Here is a 22,568-nt window from a genome sequence, read left to right as displayed (position 1 = left end):
GTCGACGCCCCCGGCCCGGCCCACGTCCCCGGCACCGAGACCGTGTGGGCCGTCGGCGTCCGCAAGCCCGACGCCTGGGGCATCCTCACCCGAGGCGGAGCCGAGCAGCCCGCATCCCGGAAGGGTTCGGACGCGGTGAACCCACGCGTGGGAGATCCGCGCGGCGCTGCCGGGCCCGGCCGGTTGTCGCGGGGCCCGGGGGCTGTGATCATGGTCCGGGTGGGGGATGGGGAGCCGGTTCCGCCGGCACGGCGTGAACAGCGCGGGCTGAGGGCGTCGATGGCGGTCTCGGCCGGGCTCGGGTGCCTGGCCCTGGTGTGGGGATTCGCGGCCGGCTCGCAGGTGATCCTGCTGGACGGTGTCTATGTCGTTCTCGGCCTGGGGCTGTCGGGGCTCGCGCTGTACGCCTCGCGCGTCGCCGCCGCGGGGCCGACGCCGCGGTTCCCGTTCGGCCGGGAGCCTCTCGTGCCGATGGTCGTGGGCGTGCAGGGTCTCGCGCTGTTCGGGACGCTCGCCTACGCCGCCGTGGAGGCCGTCCGGGTCATCCTCGGGGGCGGGTCCGAGGTGGCGCCCGTGAGCCTGGCCGCGTACGGGGTGGCGGGCGGGCTGGCGAGCCTCGCGACCTACGGTTACCTGGTCCGGCGCAGTCCGCGAACGGATCTGATCCGGGCGGAGGCCGCGGGCTGGCTCGCGGGAGCCGCGTCCAGCCTCATCATCGCGGTCGGCGGCGCCGTGGCGCTCGTGCTGGGCGGGGCGGGCTGGCGCGCCGCGGCGGCGTACTCCGACTCGGTGCTGGTCCTGGTGACCTGCGTGGCGCTCATCGGGCTGCCGGTGCGCATGCTCCGCCAGGCGGTGTCCGAGCTGCTGGACTCCGCGCCGGAGCCGGCGGTACTGCGGCGGATCCGCGACGCCGTCGAACGGGCGCGGGCCGCCGAAGGGCTTCCCGAGCCGGTGCTGCGCGCCGGCAAGGTGGGCGGCAGGATCTACGTCGAGGTCGGCTTCGTGGTCCCGGCGGGCCGCTGGGACATCGCGGACGAGGACCGCGTGCGGCGGACCCTGCACGACGAGCTCATGGCCCTGCCCTACACCCCGTGGATCGTGGTCGAGATCACCACGGACCCCGGCCTGCTCTGACGCCCGCGAGTCGCGCCGGTGCCGATCATCAGATCTCTCCAGACCTTTCGCAGTCCATATCGTGAGACGCAGTTCTCATGAAGCGAGACGTCGGGTTACGGTGATCGCTATGACGGAGCACGAGAAGTACACCCACGGGCATCACGACTCGGTCCTGCGATCGCACCGGTGGCGCGGTGTCGAGAACTCGGCCGCCTACCTGGCGCCCCACCTGAAGCCGGACGACGTCCTGCTGGACGTCGGGTGCGGGCCGGGGAGCATCACGGTGGACCTGGCGTCGCGGGTCGCCCGGGTCGTCGGCGTCGATCTGGCGGAGGGGGTGCTGGACGAGGCGCGGGCGCGGGCCGAGGGCGTCGCCCATGTCTCGTTCCAGGTGGGCGACGTGTACGCGCTGCCGTTCGCGGACGGGGCCTTCGACGTCGTGCACGCGCATCAGACGCTGCAGCACGTGGCCGATCCGGTGGCGGCGCTGCGGGAGATGCGCCGCGTGTGCCGGCCGGGCGGGATCGTCGCGGCCCGTGACGCGGACTACAGCGGGATGTTCTGGTACCCCGCGTCGCCGGAGCTGGAGGAGTGGCTGGCGCTCTACCTGAAGTGCGCGCGGGCCAACGGCGGGGAACCCGACGCCGGAAGGCATCTGCTGGCCTGGGCGCACGAGGCGGGCTTCGCCGACGCGCACCCGTCGGCCTCGGTGTGGTGCCACGCCACACCGGAGGAGCGCCGCTGGTGGGGCGAGATGTGGCGGGACCGGGTCGTGGAGTCGGCGATGGCGGACCAGGCGCTGGCCGCGGGTTACGCCGACCGGGCCGGCCTGGAACGGCTGTCGCGCGCCTGGCAGGCGTTCGCCGACCACCCGGACGGCTGGTTCACGGTCCCGCACGGCGAGATCCTCTGCCGGGCCTGACCGCGGCTCCGCGGCCCCGGCCGGGGCCGCTCACCCGGCGGCCTTCCACGCTCGCCCCGACCGGCCCGACCGCCGTGAGGGCGCTGTGGCTGCCCCGGAGGCCCCGAGGGCCGGAGGGACGGCCCCAGGCCCGAACAGCCGAAAGGCCGGCCCACGAGCCCCCGGAACGAGCGGGTCGGCCTTTCGGCGATGCGGCTAGAACTTCTGGGTGAGCCAGGTCGCGAGTTCGGTGCGGACGGCGGCGAGCTGGGCCGCGGTGGGCGCGGTGCCCGTCGCGGTGTTGACGACGAGGGCGTAGTGGGTGCCGGCGGGCGCGGTGATGCTCAGCTTCCGGGCGGTGGTGGAGCCGGTTTCGGTGGTGGTGGTGATGGGGCCGGTGGCGGGGATGCCGGTGAAGGCGGCGAGATCGCTGATGACGGTGGTGGTGGCGGGGGCGAAGGACTGGGGGAGGTGGAGTTCGGTGGGGGCGGTCGAGGAGCCGCTCTTCCAGACCAGGACGCCGTACTGGCGGTTCTGGGTGAAGGACGCGACGTTGGGCAGGGAGGAGGGGGCGACGAGCCACTGCGTCTGGGTCCCGGCGCCGGCGTAGCCGGAGCGGGCGAGGTCCTCGTAGGCGAAGGCGAGGGTGTCGCCGCTGACCGCCGACGGGTAGAGCCGGTCCAGGACGCGCTGGTCGAGCCTGATCGTGACGGCGCCCGCGGCGTTGGTGTTCACGACCGAGTGGTCCTCGTCGTTCCAGGCGTCTCCGGCGGTCTTCACCTTGTTGGGGTTGAAGTTCATCAGCTCGTTGTGGCGGCCGTTGTAGATGTCCCAGTGCCATTGGAGGGCCGACAGGACGTTGCCTCCCGCGGCGGGCGTCGTCCACCAGGTCTTGCCGGCGACTCCGGCGTCGGCGGCCTGGTACGTCGCGCGCATCATCCACGGGGTGCGGTCGCTGCCGTTGCCCGTCATCTTGCCGCCGAACTCCGACAGGATCGGCGCGGTCCCCAGGGACGTGGCGCGCTGCCGGATCTCGTTCAGCTCGTCGGTGTAGGTGCCGTCGGAGGCGGCCGAGACGTCCAGGGTGAGGCGGGCGCCGTCGTAGTAGTGGCTGTTGAACACCATCCGGCTGCCGAGCGGGCCGACGGTCGTCATGCCGCCCTCTTCGGCGGCCCAGGTGTTCCAGAAGACGAGCGGCTCGACGAAGGCGGGCTTGGCGGTCCAGCCCGCCTCGTCCATGGCGGTGCGGATCCGTCGGTAGAAGGGCATCAGGTGGTTCTTCTCCCACTCGACGCCGCTCGCGCCGTCCAGGCCGCCGTCGAACGGCTCGTTGAACGGGTCGAGGCCGACGACGTTGTCGAAGGACGCGGCGGGGAGCTGCTGCCTGAGGTAGGTCATCATGGACTTGGCCTGCGTCAGGTAGGCCGACTGGACTCCTACCGTCCCGGACGAGGTCGTCAGGGCCCGGTCGCGCCAGAAGTCGTAGGCGGCCTTGCGCACCGCGTTGTTGGTCTGCATGTTCTGGCCCCACAGGATGCAGATCCCGCAGGACTCCTTCGGGTACCCGCCCGCCTGGACGACCCACTTGGGGGCGCCGTCGCCGGTGTACCAGCTGCCGGTGTTGAACAGGTGCGCGGAATAGAGGTCCTGGTGGTAGTCGATCAGGACGCGGATGCCACGGTCGGTGAACGCCCTGACCTGCGCGACGACCTTGTCGAGGTAGGCGTAGTCGATGGTGTTCGGGGCGGGCTGCACGCCCTCCCAGCTGATCAGGAAGCGGACCGCGTTGGCGCCGGTCAGATCCCGCATCGCCTGGGCGGACTTGACGGCGTCCGCGGTGCTCTTGAACGGGAGAAGCCCGTTCTCGTACAGCTTCGTGCTGCCGGAGACGTTGAAGCCGCGCAAGGTGACCTCGCGGCCCTGGGCGTCGCGGAACACCCAGTTCTGCTGCTTGGCCGTGACGGTGACCGCGCCGTCCGCGTGGGCGGGGGACCCGGTGACGGCGATCGCGCCCGCCGTCAGCGCGGCGACCGCGGCCGATCTGAGGGAACGCAGGGAGAAGACACCTGTCGGTGACATGAGAGGGCCTTTCGGGGGGTGGGGGCCTCTGCTCGGGCCCTCAGTGTGCAAGAACCCTCTTGCACAAGCAAGAGCTATCTTGCCCCTGTGGTCTCCCCTACGCGCGCACGCATCCTGGACGCCGCACTCGAGCTGATCCAGCGGCACGGTTTCGGCGGCACCACCGTCACCGGCATCGAGGAACTGGCCGGCCTCTCCCCCGGCAGCGGCAGCTTCTACCGGCACTTCCGCTCCAAGGAGGAGGTCTTCCGGGCCGTCCTCGAACGCGAGCTGGAACGCGCCCAGGGCTACCGCGACGAGTTCGAACGCGGCCCCGTCGCCGATCCGCAGGAGGCGCTCACCCGCCGCTTCCTGCAACAGCTCGACTACATGGCGCGGGTCAGGCCGCTGATCAACCTGCTGGCCCGCGAGCACGGCAGATTCCCCGACCTGACGGACCGGATCGGCGCCGCCCTCGTCGACCAGGGCATCATCGAGGAGGCCGCGCACCTCATGCGCGACCTCCCCTCCGGCCCCGCCCACGACGACCCCCGCGCCCTGCTCACGGTGGTCGTCTCCGCCCTCACCGGCTACCACCTGCTCCAGGGCTACTTCGGCCGCTCCCCCTCGGACGTCGCCCCCGACCGCTTCGCCGCCGCCCTCGCCGCCGTCATGGCCGCCCCTCCCGCCTGACGAGCCGCCCTCCCGCCTGACGAAGGGTGCGCCCCGCCGGGACCGGAAGCGGTGCGGTCCCGGCGAGTGCGCCGGATCAGGACGCGGATCGGCCCGGGCTCCCGGTGCGGACCCTGCGCGCCAGGGACACGGCGAGCTCCGCGGCCCGGAGCGCGCTGGTGATGGAGACCTCGGCGAGCATGCCGGGGGCGGCGACCGAGTCTCCGGCGAGGAAGCGGCCGTCGCCGCGGGAGACGGCGGGGCGGTCGCGCCAGGTGCGGCCCGGCAGGTCGAGCGCGCCGGTGCGGTGGTGGGACAGCTGGTCGCGCTCCCACACGGTGCGCGATCGCCAGTCGGGGAACGCCCGGTCGAAGGCGCGGTCCAGGCGGCGGAGGGCGTCGGCCTTGGACTCCCCGGGTCGCGCCGGGACGAAGCCCTGCACGAGCGAGTGCCCGGCCGGGGCGAGCGTGGCGTCGGCGGCGGAGAAGTCCTCGATCAGGGAGCGCTCGACGAGGTCGAAGACGAGGAACGCGTCCCCGGGACGGGCGCGCAGGGCGACGTCGCGGCAGGCGGCCCGGCCGCTCTCCCACGTCAGGGACGGGTCGTCCAGGAGGCCGCGGGCGGAGTCCAGGGAGGTGGCGACGATCACGGGGCCGTCCTCGGGGAGCTCGGTGACGCGGGAGCCCGTCTCGATCCGCACACCCAGCTCCTCGGCGCGCCGCCGCATGTTGCCGACCATCGTCGCCCAGCCTCCGCGGGGGTAGCGGGTGACGGGGTAGGACAGCGCGGCGACCCGGTGCAGGCGCTCCTGGCAGAACGCCGCCGACAGGACGCCCGGATCGTGGAAGTAGGTGGCGGGACCGAGAAGGCCGATGACGGCCTCTGCCGCGGCCTCGCCGAACCGGTCGGTCGCCCAGTCCCGGAACGGCAGGTCGACGGGCGCGCGATGCCGCCTGCTCAGGAGGATCGCGCGTAGGAGCGGCGCGGGCGGGAGGTGCCCCAGGTCACCGTCGCCGCGGAAGTACAGGCGCGCCAGGGACGCGGGCCGGATGGCGTGGAACGGCTGGACGAGTCCGCGCTTCTTCAGCCAGCGCCACGGGGCGCCGTCGGCGTAGAAGGCGTGCGCGCCGTCGTTGGCGCGGTAGGGGCCGTCGGTGGTCCGGGCGCGTCCGCCCGGCTCGGCGTGCGCTTCGTGCAGAACGACGGACGCGCCCTGCTCGGCGCCGCTGATCGCCGCGGTCAGGCCGGCGAGGCCGCCGCCGATGATGGTGATGGTCGTCATGCGTCAAGGACGCAGCGGGCCCTCCTCCTGTGACATCAGGCCCGCCATCTTCGCCGGATTCGTGATGACGTACACGTCGTGGACGAGCCCGTCGACGATCGTCGGCTGGAGGAATCCGACCGGGCGGCCGTCCATCGTCAGCACGGCGGCGGGCCTGCCGTTGGCGTCGGCGAACAGGATGCCGGGCTCGGCGTCCGCCAGGCCGAGGCGGGCGAGGAAGTGGCGCATGGCCGGGCCGTGGAAGATGCCCATGAGGAGCCGCGCGGCCTTGGCGGGCCCGCGCACGACGCGCAGCGCGTTCGGGGTGCGGCCGCCGCCGTCGCCGGTCAGGCTGACGTCCGGGGAGAGGGTCGCGAGGAGGGCGTCCATGTCCCCGGTCGCGCACGCGTGGAAGAACTGGCCGGCCGCGGCGCCCCACCGCTCACGGTCGACCTCGTACCGGGGGCGGCCGTCCCGGACGTGCGCCCGCGCCCGCGCCGCGAGCTGCCGCACCGCGGGCTCCGCCTTGCCCAGCGCCTCGGCGATCGCCGGATAGGGCTCCTCGAACACCTCCCGCAGGACGAACACCGCGCGCTCCAGCGGGGACAGCCGCTCCAGCACGACGAGGACCGCCATCGTCACCGACTCGGTCCGCACGACCTGGTCGGCGGCGTCATCGGTCGCGGTGAGGATCGGCTCGGGCAGCCACTCCCCCGGGTACACCTCGCGCCGGGCCCGCACCCTGCGGAGGCGGTCTATCGCCAGGCGCGTGGTGGTCCGGACCAGGAACGCCTCCGGATCGGCCACGTTCGCCCGGTCCGCCTGCGCCCAGCGCAGCCACGCCTCCTGGACGACGTCCTCGGCGTCGGCCACCCGCCCGAGCATCCGGTAGGCCAGTCCCATCAGCCGGGGCCGCTGCGCCTCGAATCCGTCCACGCGCCCAGCATCCCCCACGGTTTTGCGGGCGTTCCACCGCCCCCGAAGCGGGCGGGCCGAGTCACGTCGCCGTAGGACCGGGGTCCCGGACGGGCCGGGGAGTGCGGACAGGCGAGGGCCCGGCGTGCGACGCTCCCCAAAGCGCGCCGCCTTCCGAAGGGGACCCATGACCGACGTACCCGAGTTCCTGGAGTTCCGCCTGAAGGGCCGGCCTCTGTGGGAGCCGATATCGCTGATCCTGGGGTCGATCGCGGCCTCGGGGCTCATCCTCTCCCTCGCGGAGTCGACGCTCTGGCCGCTCGCGTTCATCTCCGCCATCGGCGGCGTCCTCCTGGCCTTCGTGTTCCCGCTGATGTCCCGGATGTTCGTCCGGGTGGACGCGGAGGGCGTCGCGTTCCGCACCGTCCGGCGCAGAGAGCTCCCGTGGCCCGATATCGCCGGCCTCGCCGAGACGTCCTACGCCCAGTCCACCCGCCGCGTGCGCTGCCCGGCGCTGCGCCTGCGGGACGGTTCGATGCTGCGTCTCCCCGTCCCCCACTCGGACTTCCGCACCTACGAAGAAGACCTCACCGCCCTGCGCGCCTTCTTCGTCGCCCGTCTCGGCCCCGAGGCCGACCTCCCGCCCGGCAAGCACAGCATCTCGGAGGCCCCTCCGGACCGCCCGGCACTCTGAGTCGCCGCCGCCCCGACCGCACCCCGCCGCCCCGGACGTCCCGGGGCGGCGGCCCGGTGGTCAGGGGGCCGTGCGGATCTCCACCGACTGGGCTCGGAGGGCGTCCAGGGCGGGGTGGGCGGTGGCGTCGGTGATGACGGTGGTGACGGCTTCGAGGGGGAGGACGCGGAAGCGGGAGGCGGTGCCGATCTTCTCGGAGGAGGCGAGGATGTGGGTGTCGGCGGCGCGGGCGGCGAGGGCGCGTTTCATGGCGGCCTCGTCGGCGTCGCCGGTGGTGAGGCCGGCTTCGGGGTGCACGCCGGTGACGCCCAGGAAGCACAGGTCGGCGGAGATCTGCTGGGCGGCCTCGACGGCGGCGGCGCCGCAGGCCACGGCGGAGTGCTTGAAGATCCGGCCGCCGAGAAGGAAGATCTCGGCCTTCGGGTGGGCGACCAGGGCGGCGGCGATGGTCGGGCTGTGCGTGATGACGGTGCAGGCCAGTTCGGGCGGCAGGGACTCGGCGACGGCCAACGCGGTGGTGCCGCCGTCGAGGATGAGGGCGCTGTCCGGCCGGATCAGCGCGGCGGCGGCAGCGGCGACCTTGCGCTTGCCGTCAGGGGTGACGGTCTGCCGGGCCGCGTAGTCCGCGACGGCCGGGGACACCGGGAGGGCGCCCCCGTACACGCGGTGGCAGAGACCTTCGGCGGCGAGGTCGCGGAGGTCCCGCCGCACGCTGTCCTCGGAGATGCCCAGCTCGGCGGCGACATCCTTGGCGACGACCTTGCCCTGGCGGGCCAGCAGCCCCAACAGGTGTTCGCGCCTCTCAGCGGCCAGCATGCACACTCCTTCGCGTTTCTGCACGTTTCTGCGTGTAGTGTAGCGCGCCATGACCGACCAAGCCGCCGCGCACCGAGCGCCCGCCCTCCCCGGCGTCGACATCCCCGACCACCGTGGCCGCACCGGCCTCGACCAGGCGGGCCGCGACCTGGACCGCAACCCCGATGTCGTCGTCCGCGACGTCGAACTGACCTCCCAGGGCTGGCACGTCCTCCGCCGCACGACCTTCGACTACCGCCGCCGCGACGGCCGGTGGGACACCCAGCAGCGCGAGACCTACGACCGCGGCAACGGCGCCGTCGTCCTCCCGTACGACACCGAGCGCGGCACCGTCCTGCTCACCCGCCAGTTCCGCTACCCCGCCTACGTCAACGACCACCCCGACGGCATGCTCATCGAGGCCGCCGCCGGCCTCCTGGACGAAGACGACCCGCGCACCGCGATCCGCCGCGAAGCCTTCGAAGAGCTGGGCGTCACGCTGGGCCCCCTCACCCACCTCTACGACGCCTACATGAGCCCCGGCTCCATCACCGAACGCCTCCACTTCTACGCCGCCCCCTACACCCCCGCCGACCGCACCGCCGACGGCGGCGGCCTGGAAGACGACGGCGAGGACATCGAGGTGGTGGAGATCCCCTTCACCGAGGCGCTCGCCATGGTCCGCGACGGCCGCGTCGCCGACGGAAAGACGATCATGCTGCTGCACTGGGCCGCCCTGGAGGGCCCCTTCGCCCGGCCCTGACGTCCTGGGCCGGGCCGGGCTTCGTCGTCAGTCGAGGCAGAATTCGTTGCCTTCCGGGTCGGTCATGATGATGTGGCCGCCGCCCAGGGGCGGGGCGGGTTCGAAGCGCTGGACGCGGGTCGCGCCGAGGGCGACGAGGCGGGCCGCTTCGGCCTCCAGGGCGGCCATGCGGACGTCGCCGCTCAGGCCGGGAGCCGCGCGGACGTCCAGGTGGACGCGGTTCTTGGCGGTCTTGCCTTCGGGGACCTGCTGGAAGAACAGGCGTGGGCCCCGTCCGTCGGGGTCCTCGATGGCCGACCGGGTGTTGCGCGCCTCTTCGGGGACGCCGGCTCGGGCGAGGAAGCCGTCCCAGGCGGCGAGCGGGTCGGCGCCGTCGGGCAGGTCGACGCCGGGCGGGGCGGGGTGGACGTAGCCGAGGACGTCGCGCCAGAAGACGGACAGGGCCCGCGGGTCGCGGCAGTCGAAGGTGATCTGGACGTGGCGGCTCATCGGCTCGCTCCGCTCCGGTGCAGGTACAGGTCGCGCAGCAGGCAGACCTCGGACAGGTGGTGGATGAGTTCGCGGTGGATGTGCAGGACGAGGGCGGCGGTGGGCGCGTCGGGGAACGGCTCCGCGGGGCCGATCGGCGCGCGCAGCCCGTCCTCCCCGAGCGAGGCCACCCCGGCCAGCCACCGGTCGAGCTGCGTCTCCAACTGGGTGAGGGCGGTGGCGGCGTCTCCGGCGTACTCCCAGCTCTCGTAGGAGGCGGGCGGCCCGCCGAAGTGCGCGGCGTTGCGGACCGCGAGCACTCCGACGATGACGTGCCCGAGCCGCCACGCGATCGTGGTGAAGGGCGCCGGTTCCGGCATGGGGTAGGTGAAATCGACGAGGAAGTCCCCGACGCCGTGCGCGTCCGGCCCGGGGGCGGGCTCCCCGGCGGCGGCGCGCGGCCGGACCGTCCAGGGGCCGGCGACCGGCGACCAGAAGTACTCCTCGTCGGTGAGGTCCTGGAGCCGGGCGCGCAGCTGGTACTGGTAGTGCTGCTCCCATTGCTCCCGCAACGTCCGGTTCCAGGAGAAGTCGTGTGCGTCCATGGGCCTCACGCTGCCAGGCCGGGCGGACAGGATCGGTCCGCTTTCTGGCAGGGTGTCGTCATGGACCCGGCAAAAGGCGCAGAACTCGGCACGACGGAGCGGGTGCTGCGGCTGCTCGGGCTGCTGCAGCAGCGCCAGGTGTGGACGGGCCCCGAACTGGCCGAGAAGCTTCGGGTCACCGCGCGCACGGTGCGGCGCGACGTGGAACGTCTGCGCGCGCTGGGCTACCCGGTGCACGCCGGGCAGGGCGCGGGCGGCGGGTACCGGCTCGGGCCTGGGCGGGACCTCCCGCCGCTCCTCCTCGACGACGAGGAGGCGATCGCCACGGCCGTCTCCCTGCTCACCGCCGGGACCGGGGCGGTCGCGGGCACCGGCGACGCGGCGCTGCGCGCGCTGGCGAAGCTCGACCGCGTCCTGCCTCACCGGCTGCGGGAGGAGGTGCGGACCCTCGCCGGTTCGGTGGAGTCCTTCGGCGGAGGTCGCGAACCCGTCGACCCCTCAGCGCTGACGACGCTGGCGGGCGCGTGCCGGGACGAGGTCGAGGCGGGCTTCGCCTACCCGTCAGGCGGCTCCGTGCGCACCCGCCGGGTCGAGCCCTACCGCCTGGTCGCTTCCGACCGCCGCTGGTACCTGCTGGCCTACGACCTCGACCGCGCCGACTGGCGCACCTTCCGCGTCGACCGAATGACCGAGGTCGCCGCCCGCACCTGGCGGTTCCGTCCCCGCCCCGCCCCCGACGCCGCCCGGTACGTCCAGGAATCGGTGGCGAGCCGCCCCTACGCCCACCAGGCCCGCTTCCTCGTCCACGCCCCCGCCGCCACCGTCCGCGCCCGCATCCCCGCGTCGGCGGCCGTCGTCCACGCCGCGGGCGACGACCTCTGCGAAGTCCTCGCCGGTGCCGACGACCTGGACTTCCTCGTCATGCACATGGTCCTCCTCGGCCACCCCTTCCAGCCCCTGCACCCACCCGAGCTCGCCGACCGCTGCCGCGCCCTCGCGCACCGCCTGCGCACCGCCGCAAAGGCCCTGCCCGGCCCGCCGGACGACAGGCCGGGCAGGGCCGACGAGAGGACCACCGGAGGGTGAACGAGACGGTCGAGCGGACGCCGTCCTTGCCCACCGAGCCGTCCTTGCCGGATTCGGTCGGCTCCACCGCTCACCGAGGCCGGCGAGGTCGGCCATCGCCGACGCCCCGCACGCTGGGGGCCCCGCGGTCCCACCACCCGGGGGGCGACGTCCCTCCCCCGGGATGAAGTCTCCACGAATTCCGACTCTCCCTGGTCGGGTGCACTACGCCGCGAAAGCGTGCCGCGACCTCATGCGTTCGCCCTGCGAGGCGCCCTCCGCATCCTCGGCCACCACGACCGCCCCGCCCTCGACCGCCTCGACGGACTGCCCGGCGGAGCCGTGTTCTCGGGAGTGATCGGCTCCAGCCTGAATGCGGACATTCCCCGCGCAGAGGAATCCGGTGGGTCCTGGAACACCCCGTGGGTCTCGGGGCGGAGCGCCGTCGCCCGCGGATCCGTGGCGCGATCCGGGAATCACGCCATGGGTGAGTGTTCATGCGCATGGGTTCGATGATCGACGGGGTCAAGGTGGCCGAGGACGGGTGACCGTGCGCGGGCGGGGACGGGTCAGGGGGTGGGTTCGCAGATGACCACGGGGATTTCGCGGTCGGCGCGGGCCTGGTAGGTGTCGAAGTCGGCGTATTGGGCGACGAGCCGGGGCCAGAGGGCGGCGCGCTCTTCGGGGGTGGCCACTCGGGCGCGCATGGTGCGGGTGGTTTTGCGGACCTCGATGGTGACGTCGGGGTTGGTGAGGATGTTGAGGTACCAGATGGGGTTTTTGGGCAGTCCGCCCTGGGAGGCGACGATGATGACGCGATCGCCGTCGGGGAGGTAGAGGAGCGGAATGGTGTGGGGATTGCCGGTTTTGCGGCCTTTCACGGTGACCAGGCAGACGGGGACCGGTTTGCGCAGGGCGCTGCCCACGCGCCAGGTGCCGCCGATGCGGCCGTTGGTGAGGCGGTAGAGCCGGATGTTGACGCGGGACATGATCTTGATGATCTTGATCGCGCGGGGAGAGTCGATGCCTTTGGGCTTTGCGGTTTCGGGCATGTCAGCCTCGCCATTCGAAGTCGGGCATGTCGGGGAGAGCGCCGGAGGCCAGGGCTGCGGCTTGGGCGAAAAGGCCCTCGGTGCAGGCCGGTTGACGCGCAGGGTCCGGGCGAAGTCGGCCGCCGGACGGGTCCAGGTCTGCCCGCCCATGTAGACCCGGCGTTGTTGCAAAGAAGGTGGACGGCTCCCAACTCGGCGTAGACGAGGTCGGCGAACGCCTCCACCTCTGACTGCTCGCCCACGTCGGCCACGTGCGTGACCGTGCGGACTCCCCTGGACGCGACCGCCTCGGCCGTCGAGGCGAGGGCCGCGCCGTCGATGTCGGTGACGGCGACGTCCATGCCCTCGTCGGCGAAGCGGAGGGCGAGGGCGCGGCCGATGCCGCTGCCCGCTCCGGTGACGACGGCGATCCTGTCGCGAAGTCCCGCACTCGAGCCTCCCGGAGGTCGCGTCCGACCCCTGTCCGGGGGCCGTAGGGAACGCTAATGTGAAGCGGTCGAGGCATCAAGTATCAATTATAAGGAATATAAATGCCGTCATCGTTGCCCGGTCCGGGCACCGGGGTGATCGTCACCGGGGCCGCCTCCGGGATCGGCGCGGAGTGCGCGAAGGCGCTCGCGCGCGCGGGCCGGCCCGTCGCCCTGTGGGACCTCGCCGACGCCGGAGACGTCGCGTCCGAGATCGCCGTAGAGTCCGACGTCCCTGTCCTCGCCGTCAGCATCGACGTCACGAAGCGCGCGGAGCTCCCGGAGGCCGTCCGGCGTAGCCGTGCCGCGTTGGGCTCGCTGGGCGGGCTCGTTCACGCGGCGGGGATCTCGGGGCCCGCCGCGGTCGGGGACCTCGATGAGGAGACCTGGGACGCCGTCCAGCACGTCAACCTTCGGGCACATGCCTTCCTCGTGCAGGAACTGCTCGCCGACCTGAAGGCCCACCCGGGTTCGGCCGTGGTGGGAATCGCCTCCATCGAGGCGTTCGTCGGGCAGTTGTTCATCCCTTCTTACTGCGCGTCCAAAGCCGGACTCCTCGGCCTCACCCGGGCGCTCGCCCACCAGCTCGCCGGCGACGGGGTAAGGGTGAACGCCGTATGCCCCGGCTACATCGACACGCCTCTGCTCGCGATAGCCGGCGAGGGGATGCGCGCGGAGTTCGCGGCGAAGTCCCCGCTCGGCCGCATGGGGTTGCCGGCGGAGGTCGCGAGCGCGGTGCGGTTCCTCATGAGCGACGAGGCCTCGTTCATCACGGGCGCCCACCTGACCGTCGACGGCGGAACGACCGCGGTCGACCGCTGAAACCCCCTCTCTGACGGTCAGTGGCACCCCTCACGGCAACGCGATCCCCGGTCAAGGAAGACTCCGGCACACCCCGCCGGAAGGAAGAAGGTGCGGAAATGGGATCTCTCGAAGGCGCGTCCGTCCTGGTGACGGGCGGCGGCAGCGGCATCGGCCTCGGCTGCGCGGCGAGGTTCGTCGCCGACGGCGCCCTGGTGACGATCTGCGGCCGCAACGAGGAGCGGCTGAAGTCCGCGATCGCGACACTTGGCGACAAAGCCACCTACATCGTTGCGGACATCACCCAAGAGGAGCAGATCACCGCGGCGATCGCGGCCGCCGCGGCGCGCGGTCCGCTCAAGGCGATCGTCGCCAACGCGGGCGGCTCGACCTCGATCGGACCGATCGGCACGCTCGACGCCGACGCGTGGCGCACCACGCTCGAGCTGAACGCCACCGGCACGATGTTCACGATCAAGCACGGGTCGAAGGCGCTCATCGAGGCGGGCGGCGGCGCGATCGTCGCGGTCTCCTCGATCGCGGCGTCCAACACGCACAGGTGGTTCGGTGCCTACGGCGTCTCCAAGGCCGCGGTGGACCACCTCGTGCAGCTCACGGCCGACGAACTCGGCGCCTTCGGCGTCCGCGTCAACGGGGTCCGTCCCGGCGTCGTCGCGACGGAGCTCATCGCGGGCATCGCCGACCAGGGCCCCGTCCTCCAGGACTACCTGGAGTGCATGCCCATCGCCCGGATCGGCCGGCCTGCGGACATCGCCGAGGCCGTCCGCTTCCTCGCCGGCCCCGAGTCCTCCTGGATCACAGGCCAGATCATCAACGTCGACGGCGGCCACCACCTCCGTCGAGGCCCCGACTACTCCTCGGTCTTCAAGGACCTCTTCGGCGCCGAGGCCCTCTTCGGCCCCGGCGCCGCGGCCTCCGACTGACGCCTGCCGGAGGTTTGGGCCTCCGGGGTCTGAGCACCCGGCCGCTCGCGCGAAGGCGGTCGGGACGAGCCCGCCACCGCACCCGGCAGGCGGACGCGCGCTCCGGGATTGGGCCTGGCCGATCCGCCGATCTTGATCTATATAAATTATTCAATGTTGCGTCCCGGACGCCGTCGGATCCCGGCGCGGATCCCCGCCCAGAGGAGAAGAGCCGTGAGACCGTTGCTCGCACGTTCGTGCATGGCGTTCGCGCTCATGGTCGCGGCGTTCTCGCCCGCTGTTCCGGCGGCGGCCGACCCGGCGCCCGCCCCGGCCGACCGGTTCTCGGTCCGCATCGACGGATCCGCCTACACCGCCGACGGAGCGCTCACCTCGGGCGGGTTCGCCGTCACCGACCGGGTCGCCGACTTCGCGACGGTCCGGATCGCCGGGCGAGGCGCCTTCCCCGGGCCCTCCGGCGGGGACGTCACCGCGGCCCTCGACGTGCGGCGCGGGCTCACCGGGCTCACCGGGTCGTTCACCCTGGAGGATCCGGGCTCCGGCGTGCGCGTCAAGGCCGACGTCCGCGGCGTCACGGTCCCCGAGGACGGGACCGTGACCTGGACCGGCCCCGCCTCTGTCACCGACGGCCCGGACACGGCCCGCCGCACGGTCTCGCTGACCCTGGTCGACGCGCTGCCCGATCCCGGGGACCACGCGATCCGGATCGCGCACGCGGGCGTCGAGCGGCGGGCGATCCTCAGGCTGCCCGACGACTACGACGGCACGCCCCGACCCGTGCTCTTCCACTTCCCCGGCCTGATCGAGGCGCCGTGGATGGCGGAGTTCTTCGGCAGGATGGCCGACCACGCGCGCACCCGCGGGTACATCATGATCACGCCCGAACATCACGGACGTGGATGGCAGGGCGTCCCGGCGGGCACCACGGAGCCCGAGTTGGACGATCCCGGCTTTGTCATGCGACTCCAGGACATCCTGGTCGAACGGTTCAATGCCGACCCGTCCCGCCTCTACGCCTCGGGGATGAGCAACGGCGGCTTCTTCACGAGCAAGCTGGCCTGCGAGAACACGCGCTTCGCGGCTTTCGCCCCGGTGTCCGGCCAGCTCAGCGATATCGCAGGTTGCGCCCCGACCCGCCCGGTCCCGATCGTGCTCCTGCACGGTGACGGGGACTCCGTCGTCCCGTATACGACGGCGCCCCCGGCCGCGGCGTTCTGGGCGGGCAACAACGGCTGCTCCACCGACACGGAGACCACCGCGCTCCCCGACCTCGACCCGGCCGACCGGACGACCGTCGACCGCATCACCTACCTGGGCTGCCCCGCCGACGCCCCCGTCGTCCTCTACCGGATCCGCGGCGGCGGGCACAACTGGCCGGGCGGCCTCCCCTTCCTCGGCCCCTTCCTCGGCGGCACGACCCACGACATCACGGCCAACGACGTCATCTGGGACTTCGTCACCGCGTTCCACCTTTAGGCAGAATCCTCCCCATGGAGTTCTTCTGCTACCACCGGGACCGGCCGGGCTCCCGCGCCCTCCGCATGGCCAACGGCGAACGCCACTGGTCCTACATGGACGGGTTCGCCGCCCAGATGATCGCCCGCGGCCCCACCTGGAACCCGGAGGAGGACATCCCCACGGGCAGCGTCCACATCCTCGACCTCCCCTCCCCCGACGCAGCCCGAGCCTTCGCCTTCAACGAACCCAACTACCAGTCCGGCGCCTACCGCGACGTCATGCTCCGCCGCTGGCACAACACCCTCGGCCGCACCATGTGGGACTACCCCCTCGCGTCCCTCAACGATGACGCCTACCTCCTCATCGCCCTAGCCGCCTCCGCCACCCCCGCCGACGAACTCCCCCCACCCTCCCCCTCCCTCATCGCCTACGGCCCCCTCCTCTCCGACGACGCCACCACCTGGCTGGGCACCGCCGCCCTCCTCCGATCGGACTCCCCCACCACCGCGAGCACCTTCCTCACCACCCCCGCCTACGCCTCGATCGAACTCCACCCCTGGTCCCCCGGCGGCCGCCCCACCTAACCCCGAACCCCCCGCATCCGACTGACGTCGAGCCCGCCCGAACCGAACCCAACAAAACGAAAGCCCCCTCCCCCACAACAAACACCCAGACCAGCAAGCCTCCTCCCCGCGCACGCGGGGGTGTTCCGGGAGAGTGCGCGACTCGTGGGTGGGCGAGAGCTCCTCCCCGCACACGCGGGGGTGTTCCGCCGCGCCCCGGGCGGCTGCTCCGAGCAGCGGCCTCCTCCCCGCGCACGGGGGGTGTTCCGTACGCGCGGCTTAGGGTCGCGCCGCTCAGGTCCTCCTCCCCGCGCAGGCGGAGGTGGTCCGGTGAGCCGGAGCAGCGTCCGGCGGCGCACGAAGTTCGCTCCGCGCAGGCGGAGGTGGTCCGGTCGGCAAGCTCCTGCGCGCGGAGCCGATCGCGTTCGCTCCACGCACGCGGGGTGTTCCGGCGCTAGGGCCGCGATCCTTGCCGGGCCGGGGCTCGTCCCCGCGACGAGGGGTGTTCGGCGGGGCCGTCAGGGTTCGGGGGTGAGGCGCCCGGAGTTGAAGATCTGTGGTGCGGGATTCTCCCGTGCCGCCGAGGCCGTCCTCCGGCGGGCGAGGCCGCTAGAGGTCTTCGGGGAGGTCTGTGGCGGGGCCCCAGCGGGCGGCGATTTCGGGCCAGGTGGGGGCGGGGGCGGGGAGGGGGGTGGGGGTCGGGCGGAGGCCGTCGAGGACGATGGTCAGGTAGCGGGGGCGGAGTTCGGTGGTGCGGGCGGGGTCCGGGGTGGTCTTCGTGGCGAGGAGTTTGAGGAGGTAGACGAGGTCGCCCGGGGTGAGGTCGGGGCGGACGGAGCCTTCGGCGGCGGCGCGGGTGAGGATCTCCTGCATGGCGTTCGCGCCCTGTTCACTCAGATCGATCATGGCCTGGGTGACGGGGAAGGAGCCGGCGAAGCCGGAGAGGGCGCCCATGCCGCATTCCAGGGATTCCGTTATGAAGCGGACCAGGGCCGACCAGCCCGACGATTCCTCGGCCAGCGCGCGTTCGGCGGCCGCGAGCGTGCCCTCCATGGAGATGGTGCAGAGGTGGCGGGCCAGGACCTCCTTGCTCGGATAGCGGCGGTAGAGGGAGCCCATGCCCACGCCGGCGCGCTCCGCGATCGCGGACATGGGTGCGTCGAAGCCCTGCTCGAAGAAGACCTCGCGGGCCGCGTTGAGCACCGTGCGGTTGTTGCGCGCGGCTTCGGCCTTGCGGCCGCCCGCGGCGGGGCGAGTCGTCATGGACCGAAGTGTAGCTGGACCGGAGCGGATCATTCCGTTAGCCTTTCCGAGCGGAATACTCCGCTCCGATTGGAGACTCCCCATGACCTCGACCGCGCAACCCGCGACAGCGGACAAGCGCGCCTCCGTGGTGCTGCTGGTCGCCTGCCTCGGCCAGTTCCTCGTCGTCCTCGACGTCTCGATCGTCAACGTGGCCCTGCCCGCGATCCGCACCGACCTCGGTTTCGACGCGACGGGCCTGCAATGGGTCGTCAACGCCTACGCCCTGACGTTCGCGGGCTTCCTCCTGCTCGGCGGGCGCGCCGCCGACCTCTTCGGCCAGAAGCGCGTCTACCTGGCGGGCCTCGCGCTGTTCTGCGCGGCGAGCCTCGCGGGCGGCCTCGCCGACTCGGCGGGCCTGCTCGTCGCGGCGCGGGCGCTCCAGGGCGTCGGCGCGGCGGTCCTGTCCCCCGCGACCCTGACGATCCTCGCCACCACGTTCACCGATCCCTCCGCGCGCACGAGGGCGGTGGCGAGGTGGAGCGCCGCGGGCGCGGCCGCCGGGGCGATCGGCTCCGTGCTGGGCGGGGTGCTCACCGAGTACCTGTCCTGGCGGTGGGTGCTGCTCATCAACGTGCCGGTGGGCGGCGCGGTCGTGGCCGCGGCCTTCGTCGTCCTCGCCGAGCGCGCGGTGCCCACCGCAAGGCGGCTCGACGTAACGGGCGCGATCCTAGTGACCGCGGGATTCTCCCTCGTGGCCTACGGCACCGCGCAGACCCACGAGCACGGCTGGGGCGCGGTCCAGGCGCTCGGCCCGATCGGCGCGGGCGTCGCCGCGCTCGCGCTGTTCCTGCTGGTCGAGGCGAGGTTCGCGACGGCGCCGCTGGTCCCGCTCGGCATCTTCAAGGTCCGGGCGATCTCGGCGGCGAGCGTCATCATGGTCCTCGTCGGGGCCGCCTTCTTCGCGATGTGGTACTTCCTGTCGCTCTACATGCAGAACGTGCTGCACTACAGCGCGATCCGCGCGGGCCTCGGATTCCTGCCGCACACGGCGGCCATCATCGTCGGCGCCCGGTCCGCGCCCGCGCTGATGCGACGGTTCGGGCCGCGCGCCGTCCTGATCCTCGGCGCGGTCCTCGGCACCGCGGGCTTCCTCTGGCAGGCGCGGCTCGGCGAGGACACGTCCTACGCCGCCGGACTGCTCGGCCCGGCGATCGTCATGTGCCTGGGCTCGGGCCTGCTGTTCACCCCGGTCGCCGCCCTCGCGACGGGTGCGGCCCCAGGTTCCGAGGCGGGCCTCGTGTCCGGGCTCATCAACACCGCGCGCCAGGTCGGCGGCTCGATCGGCCTCGCCGCCCTGGCGACGGTCGCGGCCTCGGCGGCCGCTCCCGTGGTGGGCTACCAGCACGCTTTCCTCGCCGCCGCGGCCGCCCTCGCGCTCATCGTCCCGCTGAGCTTCGCCCTCCCCAAGCCGGCCGGGCCGTGACGGGTCCGGGCCCGCGGCGCCGGAACACCGCGCGGCCCGGATCTTCCGAAGAAATACCGTTTCCGGAAATCTCACCCATACCCCGCATGCCTCCCTTAGATTGGCGCTCCGATTTTCGCTACCCAAGGGGCATTCGTGCGTTCTGCTGTCATGACCTCCGCCGTGCTCGCGGCGGTCCTCGTGGGCTCGGGGACCTCCGCGTCGGCGGCGGCGAAGCCGGCGCTGAAGTACACCGAGATCCAGTACGACGCGCCGGGCGCGGACAACGGCGGCAACTCCCACCTCAACAAGGAGTACGTCGTCATCAAGAACACCGGCGGAAAGGCGGTGAAGTTCAAGAACTGGACGTTGCGCGACGCCCAGCACCACGTGTACAGGTTCCCGGCGTTCACCCTCAGGGCGGGCAAGAGCGTCACCGTCCACACGGGCAAGGGCAAGAACTCCGCGACCCACCTGTACATGCAGCGCGGCTGGTACATCTGGAACAACACGGGCGACACCGCGACCCTCCGCGACGCGCAGGGCACCAAGGTGCTGTCCAAGACCTGGAAGAAGAGCAAGCCGAAGCCCCCGCCGCAACCGAGCACCGACCCGCAGTTCGACACCTGCGCCCAGGCGACGGCCGCGGGCTACGGCCCCTACTACGAGGGCCAGGACCCCGAGTACGACTGGTACACCGACCGCGACGGCGACGGGGTCGTCTGCGAGTAGGGGACGGTGATGGAGCGCGCTCCAGGGTGGAGAGCGCGCTCCAAGGCCGTCAGGACCTCGCCGCCGCGGACGGGGTGCGGTGGAAGGTCTCGGTGGGGAGGACGTGCGGGGCGGAGGTGCTGGGAAGCGCCGCCAGGGCGTGGGACTTGAAGGCGCGGGCGGCGGTGCTGAGGCGGTGGCGGACGGGGTCGACGGCGTCCGCGAAGGTGGCGGGGCGGGCTGCGCCCCAGACGCGGATGTCGGCGCTGGACGTGTCGAGCGCCTTGCGCAGGAGCGAGCCGACGCGCGGCTCGGTCTCGCACAGCAGGGCCTCGACGGCGACGGCGACGGGACGGGGGCCGGGCACCGAGCGGGTGATCGCGGCCTCGAGGTCGCCGGAGCGGGCGCCGAGGATGCGCAGCGCGGTGGGATCGGCCTTTCCGGGGGTCAGGACGGTGACGTCCCAGCCCGCCATGACGCAGTCGAACAGCCAGCCGCCGGCGGAGCGGACCGCCTCTTCGGGGCTGGACGCGGCGATGAAGAGCCGGGGCCTCAGGATGCGTCCGACGGCGGGGCGAGTCGCCGGTCGAGTGACGCAACGTACTCCCTGAAGACCTCGCTCAGGGGAAACGAAGGGTCGAGCAGCCATGTTGTCTCTATCCCATTCAAGAATGCGACGATCTCGGCGGCCAAAACTGCCGGGTCCGGCTCGACCCGGTACTTTCCGGAGCGCTGGCCGTCCCGGATGAAGGCGGACACGGTCTCCAGGGCGACGCGGTGCCTGCTGCGGAACCTCTGGTGGAGGGGTGCTTCGGGGTCGATGTTCTCCACGCGAAGGATGGCGAACAGCCCCACGAGGTCGGGTGAGCGCCGGAAGCGCTCGGCGAGCTTGCCGAGTTCCTCGACGAGGTCGCCCGACATGTAGTCCGAGTGCGATTCGTCGTCCGCGTCGCGGGCGTCGAGGATCGCGTGGAGCAGCTGCTCCTTGGACTCGAAGTGGTGCAGGACTCCGGCGGTGCTGATCCCGGCCTCACGGGCGATCTGGCCGAGCGTGGTGCTGCGCCAACCCTGGCGCCGCAGCAGCCGCTGGGCGACCGCGAGGATCCGCTGCCTCCGGTCCTCGCCCTTCGCGAGGAGCGCGGCGTAAGGGCGCGGATCGGCGATGGTTCGCCTGTCTTCTTTCACCCTGTCTTCACTCAGCGGGCTGCCCCTTTCAACCAACCTACTGAACACACATTAGGTTGGTTACGCCCCTGTGACAAGGGTCACAGGGGCGTGAAAAAGGGGGGTATTTCAGAGGTGATTCCGCGCTACGCGCTCACCAGCCGAGACGTCCCTTTCCGGAGACGAGGGACTTGGCGATGATGAGGCGCTGGACGTCGTTGGTGCCCTCCCCGATCGCCATGAGGGGCGCGTCGCGGTAGAGCCGTTCGACGACGTACTCCGCCGAGTAGCCGTACCCGCCGTGGATCCGCATGGATTCGAGCGCGCACTTGATGGCCACCTCGGAGGCGTACATCTTCGCCATGCCGGCCTCCAGGTCGACGCGTCCGCCGGTCTCCTCCGAGCGGGTCGCCGCCCAGTAGGCGAGCAGCCGCGCGGCCTGGATCTCGGTGGCCATGTCGGCCAGTTTGAGCTGGATCGCCTGGAAGTTCGCGATGGGCTTGCCGAACGCCTCGCGCTCGCGCGAATAGTTCAGCGCGGCCTCGTACGCGGCCTGGGCGACGCCGACGGCGCGGGCGGAGATGTTGATCCGGCCGATCTCCAGCGAGCCGAGGACGTGCTGGAGTCCGTGCCCCTCCTCCCCGCCGAGCAGGTTCGCCGCGGGGACGCGCACGTCCTCCAGGACGAGCTCGCACGTCTCGGGTCCCTTGTACCCGAGTTTCGGCAGGTCCCGGGTGACCCGGAAGCCGGGGGTGTCGGTCTCGACGAGCAGCACCGACATGGCCGCGTGCCCGCCGTCCACCGCCCCGGTCTTGACGAGGATCGGCAGCATCCCGGCGACCCTGGCGTTGGTGATCCAGGTCTTCGCCCCGTTCACGACGTAATGGTCCCCGTCGCGGACCGCGGTCGTGATGATGCCCTGGAGGTCGGTGCCCGCGCCGGGCTCGGTCAGCCCGAGGCCCGACCGCAGTTCGCCCGAGGCCATCCGGGGCAGGAACCGCGCCTTCTGCTCCTCGGTCCCGTTCCGGGAGACCATCCAGCACGCGACGGAGTGCGGCCCGAACAGGCCCGCCGCGCCCAGCCACGCCCGCGCGATCTCCTCGAAGGCCAGGGCGTAGGACACCCGGTCGGCGCCCAGTCCCCCGTACTCCTCGGGGACGTTCAGCCCGAACAGCCCCATGTCCTGGAACTTCTCGACGAACTCGGCCGGATACCGTCCCGTCCGCTCCCACTCGGAGGCGACCGGCATGATCTCCTTCTCGGCGAAGTCGCGCAGCGTCTGGCGGAACAGCCGCTGCTCGTCGTTCAGCGCGAAGTCCACGCGTTGCCTCCCTTCGCTCGCGGGCGGCGCCCGCGGGAGCGTCGGCCAGGGCGGGAGCCCCGGCCGG

Annotated in this window: 24 protein-coding genes; 12 read left to right on the top strand and 12 right to left on the bottom strand. The window is 72.4% G+C overall.

Annotation, left to right across the window (positions count from 1 at the left end):
- The first annotated feature begins 279 nt into the window (after positions 1 to 279).
- Together EDD29_RS12070 and EDD29_RS12065 are read left to right on the top strand one after the other, a co-directional pair.
- The gene (locus EDD29_RS12070; RefSeq protein ID WP_170201369.1) at positions 280 to 1,134 is read left to right on the top strand and encodes a cation efflux transmembrane domain-containing protein; all 855 of its coding nucleotides are present in this window, start codon (positions 280 to 282) and stop codon (positions 1,132 to 1,134) included.
- A gap of 109 nt (positions 1,135 to 1,243) precedes the next feature.
- Positions 1,244 to 2,038, top strand: a complete 795-nt coding sequence (locus tag EDD29_RS12065; protein WP_123664482.1) for a class I SAM-dependent methyltransferase — start codon at positions 1,244 to 1,246, stop codon at positions 2,036 to 2,038.
- A gap of 195 nt (positions 2,039 to 2,233) precedes the next feature.
- On the opposite strand, the gene EDD29_RS12060 is transcribed toward EDD29_RS12065, so the two are convergent.
- A complete protein-coding gene (locus EDD29_RS12060; RefSeq protein WP_123664481.1) occupies positions 2,234 to 4,096 on the bottom strand; it encodes a cellulase family glycosylhydrolase in 1,863 nt (620 codons plus the stop codon).
- 87 nt (positions 4,097 to 4,183) lie between these two features.
- Here EDD29_RS12060 and EDD29_RS12055 point away from each other — a divergent pair, with 87 nt between their 5' ends.
- Entirely contained in the window at positions 4,184 to 4,768 is a 585-nt protein-coding gene (locus tag EDD29_RS12055; RefSeq protein WP_170201368.1) for a TetR/AcrR family transcriptional regulator, read from the top strand.
- 76 nt (positions 4,769 to 4,844) lie between these two features.
- On the opposite strand, the gene EDD29_RS12050 is transcribed toward EDD29_RS12055, so the two are convergent.
- Positions 4,845 to 6,029, bottom strand: a complete 1,185-nt coding sequence (locus EDD29_RS12050; protein WP_123664479.1) for a phytoene desaturase family protein — start codon at positions 6,027 to 6,029, stop codon at positions 4,845 to 4,847.
- 3 nt (positions 6,030 to 6,032) lie between these two features.
- Entirely contained in the window at positions 6,033 to 6,944 is a 912-nt protein-coding gene (gene sigJ / locus EDD29_RS12045) for an RNA polymerase sigma factor SigJ (protein WP_246052735.1), read from the bottom strand.
- Between the two features lie 166 nt (positions 6,945 to 7,110).
- Between sigJ and EDD29_RS12040 the strand changes: the two genes are divergently transcribed.
- Complete coding sequence (locus EDD29_RS12040) at positions 7,111 to 7,617, top strand: PH domain-containing protein (protein WP_123664477.1); 507 nt, start codon at positions 7,111 to 7,113, stop codon at positions 7,615 to 7,617.
- Positions 7,618 to 7,677: 60 nt separating this feature from the next.
- Here EDD29_RS12040 and EDD29_RS12035 read toward each other — a convergent pair whose 3' ends face one another.
- Entirely contained in the window at positions 7,678 to 8,433 is a 756-nt protein-coding gene (locus EDD29_RS12035) for a DeoR/GlpR family DNA-binding transcription regulator (protein WP_123664476.1), read from the bottom strand.
- A gap of 49 nt (positions 8,434 to 8,482) precedes the next feature.
- On the opposite strand from EDD29_RS12035, the gene EDD29_RS12030 reads away from it, so the two are divergent.
- Complete coding sequence (locus EDD29_RS12030) at positions 8,483 to 9,175, top strand: NUDIX domain-containing protein (protein WP_123664475.1); 693 nt, start codon at positions 8,483 to 8,485, stop codon at positions 9,173 to 9,175.
- Between the two features lie 27 nt (positions 9,176 to 9,202).
- On the opposite strand, the gene EDD29_RS12025 is transcribed toward EDD29_RS12030, so the two are convergent.
- Together EDD29_RS12025 and EDD29_RS12020 are read right to left on the bottom strand one after the other, a co-directional pair.
- Complete coding sequence (locus tag EDD29_RS12025) at positions 9,203 to 9,664, bottom strand: VOC family protein (protein WP_123664474.1); 462 nt, start codon at positions 9,662 to 9,664, stop codon at positions 9,203 to 9,205.
- The gene (locus EDD29_RS12020) at positions 9,661 to 10,248 is read right to left on the bottom strand and encodes a DinB family protein (RefSeq protein WP_123664473.1); all 588 of its coding nucleotides are present in this window, start codon (positions 10,246 to 10,248) and stop codon (positions 9,661 to 9,663) included. Before EDD29_RS12020 ends, EDD29_RS12025 begins: the two co-directional genes overlap by 4 nt.
- Positions 10,249 to 10,308: 60 nt before the next feature.
- Between EDD29_RS12020 and EDD29_RS12015 the strand changes: the two genes are divergently transcribed.
- Positions 10,309 to 11,334: a helix-turn-helix transcriptional regulator gene (locus tag EDD29_RS12015; RefSeq protein ID WP_123664472.1), complete on the top strand. Its 1,026-nt coding sequence runs from the start codon at positions 10,309 to 10,311 to the stop codon at positions 11,332 to 11,334.
- Between the two features lie 548 nt (positions 11,335 to 11,882).
- On the opposite strand, the gene EDD29_RS12010 is transcribed toward EDD29_RS12015, so the two are convergent.
- Complete coding sequence (locus tag EDD29_RS12010; protein ID WP_246053403.1) at positions 11,883 to 12,302, bottom strand: nitroreductase family deazaflavin-dependent oxidoreductase; 420 nt, start codon at positions 12,300 to 12,302, stop codon at positions 11,883 to 11,885.
- Entirely contained in the window at positions 12,191 to 12,775 is a 585-nt protein-coding gene (locus EDD29_RS48085) for an SDR family NAD(P)-dependent oxidoreductase (protein ID WP_425455011.1), read from the bottom strand. Before EDD29_RS48085 ends, EDD29_RS12010 begins: the two co-directional genes overlap by 112 nt.
- Positions 12,776 to 12,895: 120 nt before the next feature.
- Here EDD29_RS48085 and EDD29_RS12000 point away from each other — a divergent pair, with 120 nt between their 5' ends.
- From EDD29_RS12000 to EDD29_RS47660, 4 genes are all read left to right on the top strand, one after another.
- On the top strand, positions 12,896 to 13,654 hold the full coding sequence (locus EDD29_RS12000) for an SDR family NAD(P)-dependent oxidoreductase (RefSeq protein WP_123664469.1): 759 nt from the start codon (positions 12,896 to 12,898) through the stop codon (positions 13,652 to 13,654).
- 98 nt (positions 13,655 to 13,752) lie between these two features.
- On the top strand, positions 13,753 to 14,577 hold the full coding sequence (locus EDD29_RS11995; RefSeq protein ID WP_123664468.1) for an SDR family oxidoreductase: 825 nt from the start codon (positions 13,753 to 13,755) through the stop codon (positions 14,575 to 14,577).
- 213 nt (positions 14,578 to 14,790) lie between these two features.
- Positions 14,791 to 16,053 (top strand): CE1 family esterase, encoded by a 1,263-nt coding sequence (locus EDD29_RS11990; RefSeq protein ID WP_148085935.1) that lies wholly within the window; start codon positions 14,791 to 14,793, stop codon positions 16,051 to 16,053.
- Between the two features lie 14 nt (positions 16,054 to 16,067).
- Complete coding sequence (locus EDD29_RS47660) at positions 16,068 to 16,619, top strand: YciI family protein (protein ID WP_123664466.1); 552 nt, start codon at positions 16,068 to 16,070, stop codon at positions 16,617 to 16,619.
- Positions 16,620 to 17,207: 588 nt separating this feature from the next.
- On the opposite strand, the gene EDD29_RS11980 is transcribed toward EDD29_RS47660, so the two are convergent.
- A complete protein-coding gene (locus EDD29_RS11980; RefSeq protein ID WP_170201367.1) occupies positions 17,208 to 17,861 on the bottom strand; it encodes a helix-turn-helix domain-containing protein in 654 nt (217 codons plus the stop codon).
- 82 nt (positions 17,862 to 17,943) lie between these two features.
- On the opposite strand from EDD29_RS11980, the gene EDD29_RS11975 reads away from it, so the two are divergent.
- Positions 17,944 to 19,326, top strand: a complete 1,383-nt coding sequence (locus tag EDD29_RS11975) for an MFS transporter (RefSeq protein WP_123664464.1) — start codon at positions 17,944 to 17,946, stop codon at positions 19,324 to 19,326.
- Positions 19,327 to 19,461: 135 nt separating this feature from the next.
- On the top strand, positions 19,462 to 20,037 hold the full coding sequence (locus EDD29_RS11970; protein WP_148085933.1) for a lamin tail domain-containing protein: 576 nt from the start codon (positions 19,462 to 19,464) through the stop codon (positions 20,035 to 20,037).
- A gap of 49 nt (positions 20,038 to 20,086) precedes the next feature.
- Here EDD29_RS11970 and EDD29_RS11965 read toward each other — a convergent pair whose 3' ends face one another.
- The 3 genes from EDD29_RS11965 to EDD29_RS11955 all read right to left on the bottom strand — a co-directional run bounded on the left by EDD29_RS11965 (position 20,087) and on the right by EDD29_RS11955 (position 22,501).
- Positions 20,087 to 20,491 (bottom strand): hypothetical protein, encoded by a 405-nt coding sequence (locus tag EDD29_RS11965; protein ID WP_123664463.1) that lies wholly within the window; start codon positions 20,489 to 20,491, stop codon positions 20,087 to 20,089.
- A gap of 77 nt (positions 20,492 to 20,568) precedes the next feature.
- Positions 20,569 to 21,201: a TetR/AcrR family transcriptional regulator gene (locus EDD29_RS11960; RefSeq protein WP_211359662.1), complete on the bottom strand. Its 633-nt coding sequence runs from the start codon at positions 21,199 to 21,201 to the stop codon at positions 20,569 to 20,571.
- Positions 21,202 to 21,334: 133 nt separating this feature from the next.
- A complete protein-coding gene (locus EDD29_RS11955) occupies positions 21,335 to 22,501 on the bottom strand; it encodes an acyl-CoA dehydrogenase family protein (RefSeq protein ID WP_123664462.1) in 1,167 nt (388 codons plus the stop codon).
- Positions 22,502 to 22,568: the final 67 nt, after the last annotated feature.

Origin of the sequence: Actinocorallia herbida (assembly GCF_003751225.1) — a bacterium.
Taxonomy (GTDB): domain Bacteria; phylum Actinomycetota; class Actinomycetes; order Streptosporangiales; family Streptosporangiaceae; genus Actinocorallia; species Actinocorallia herbida.
This window is presented reverse-complemented; position numbering and strand designations above follow the sequence as displayed.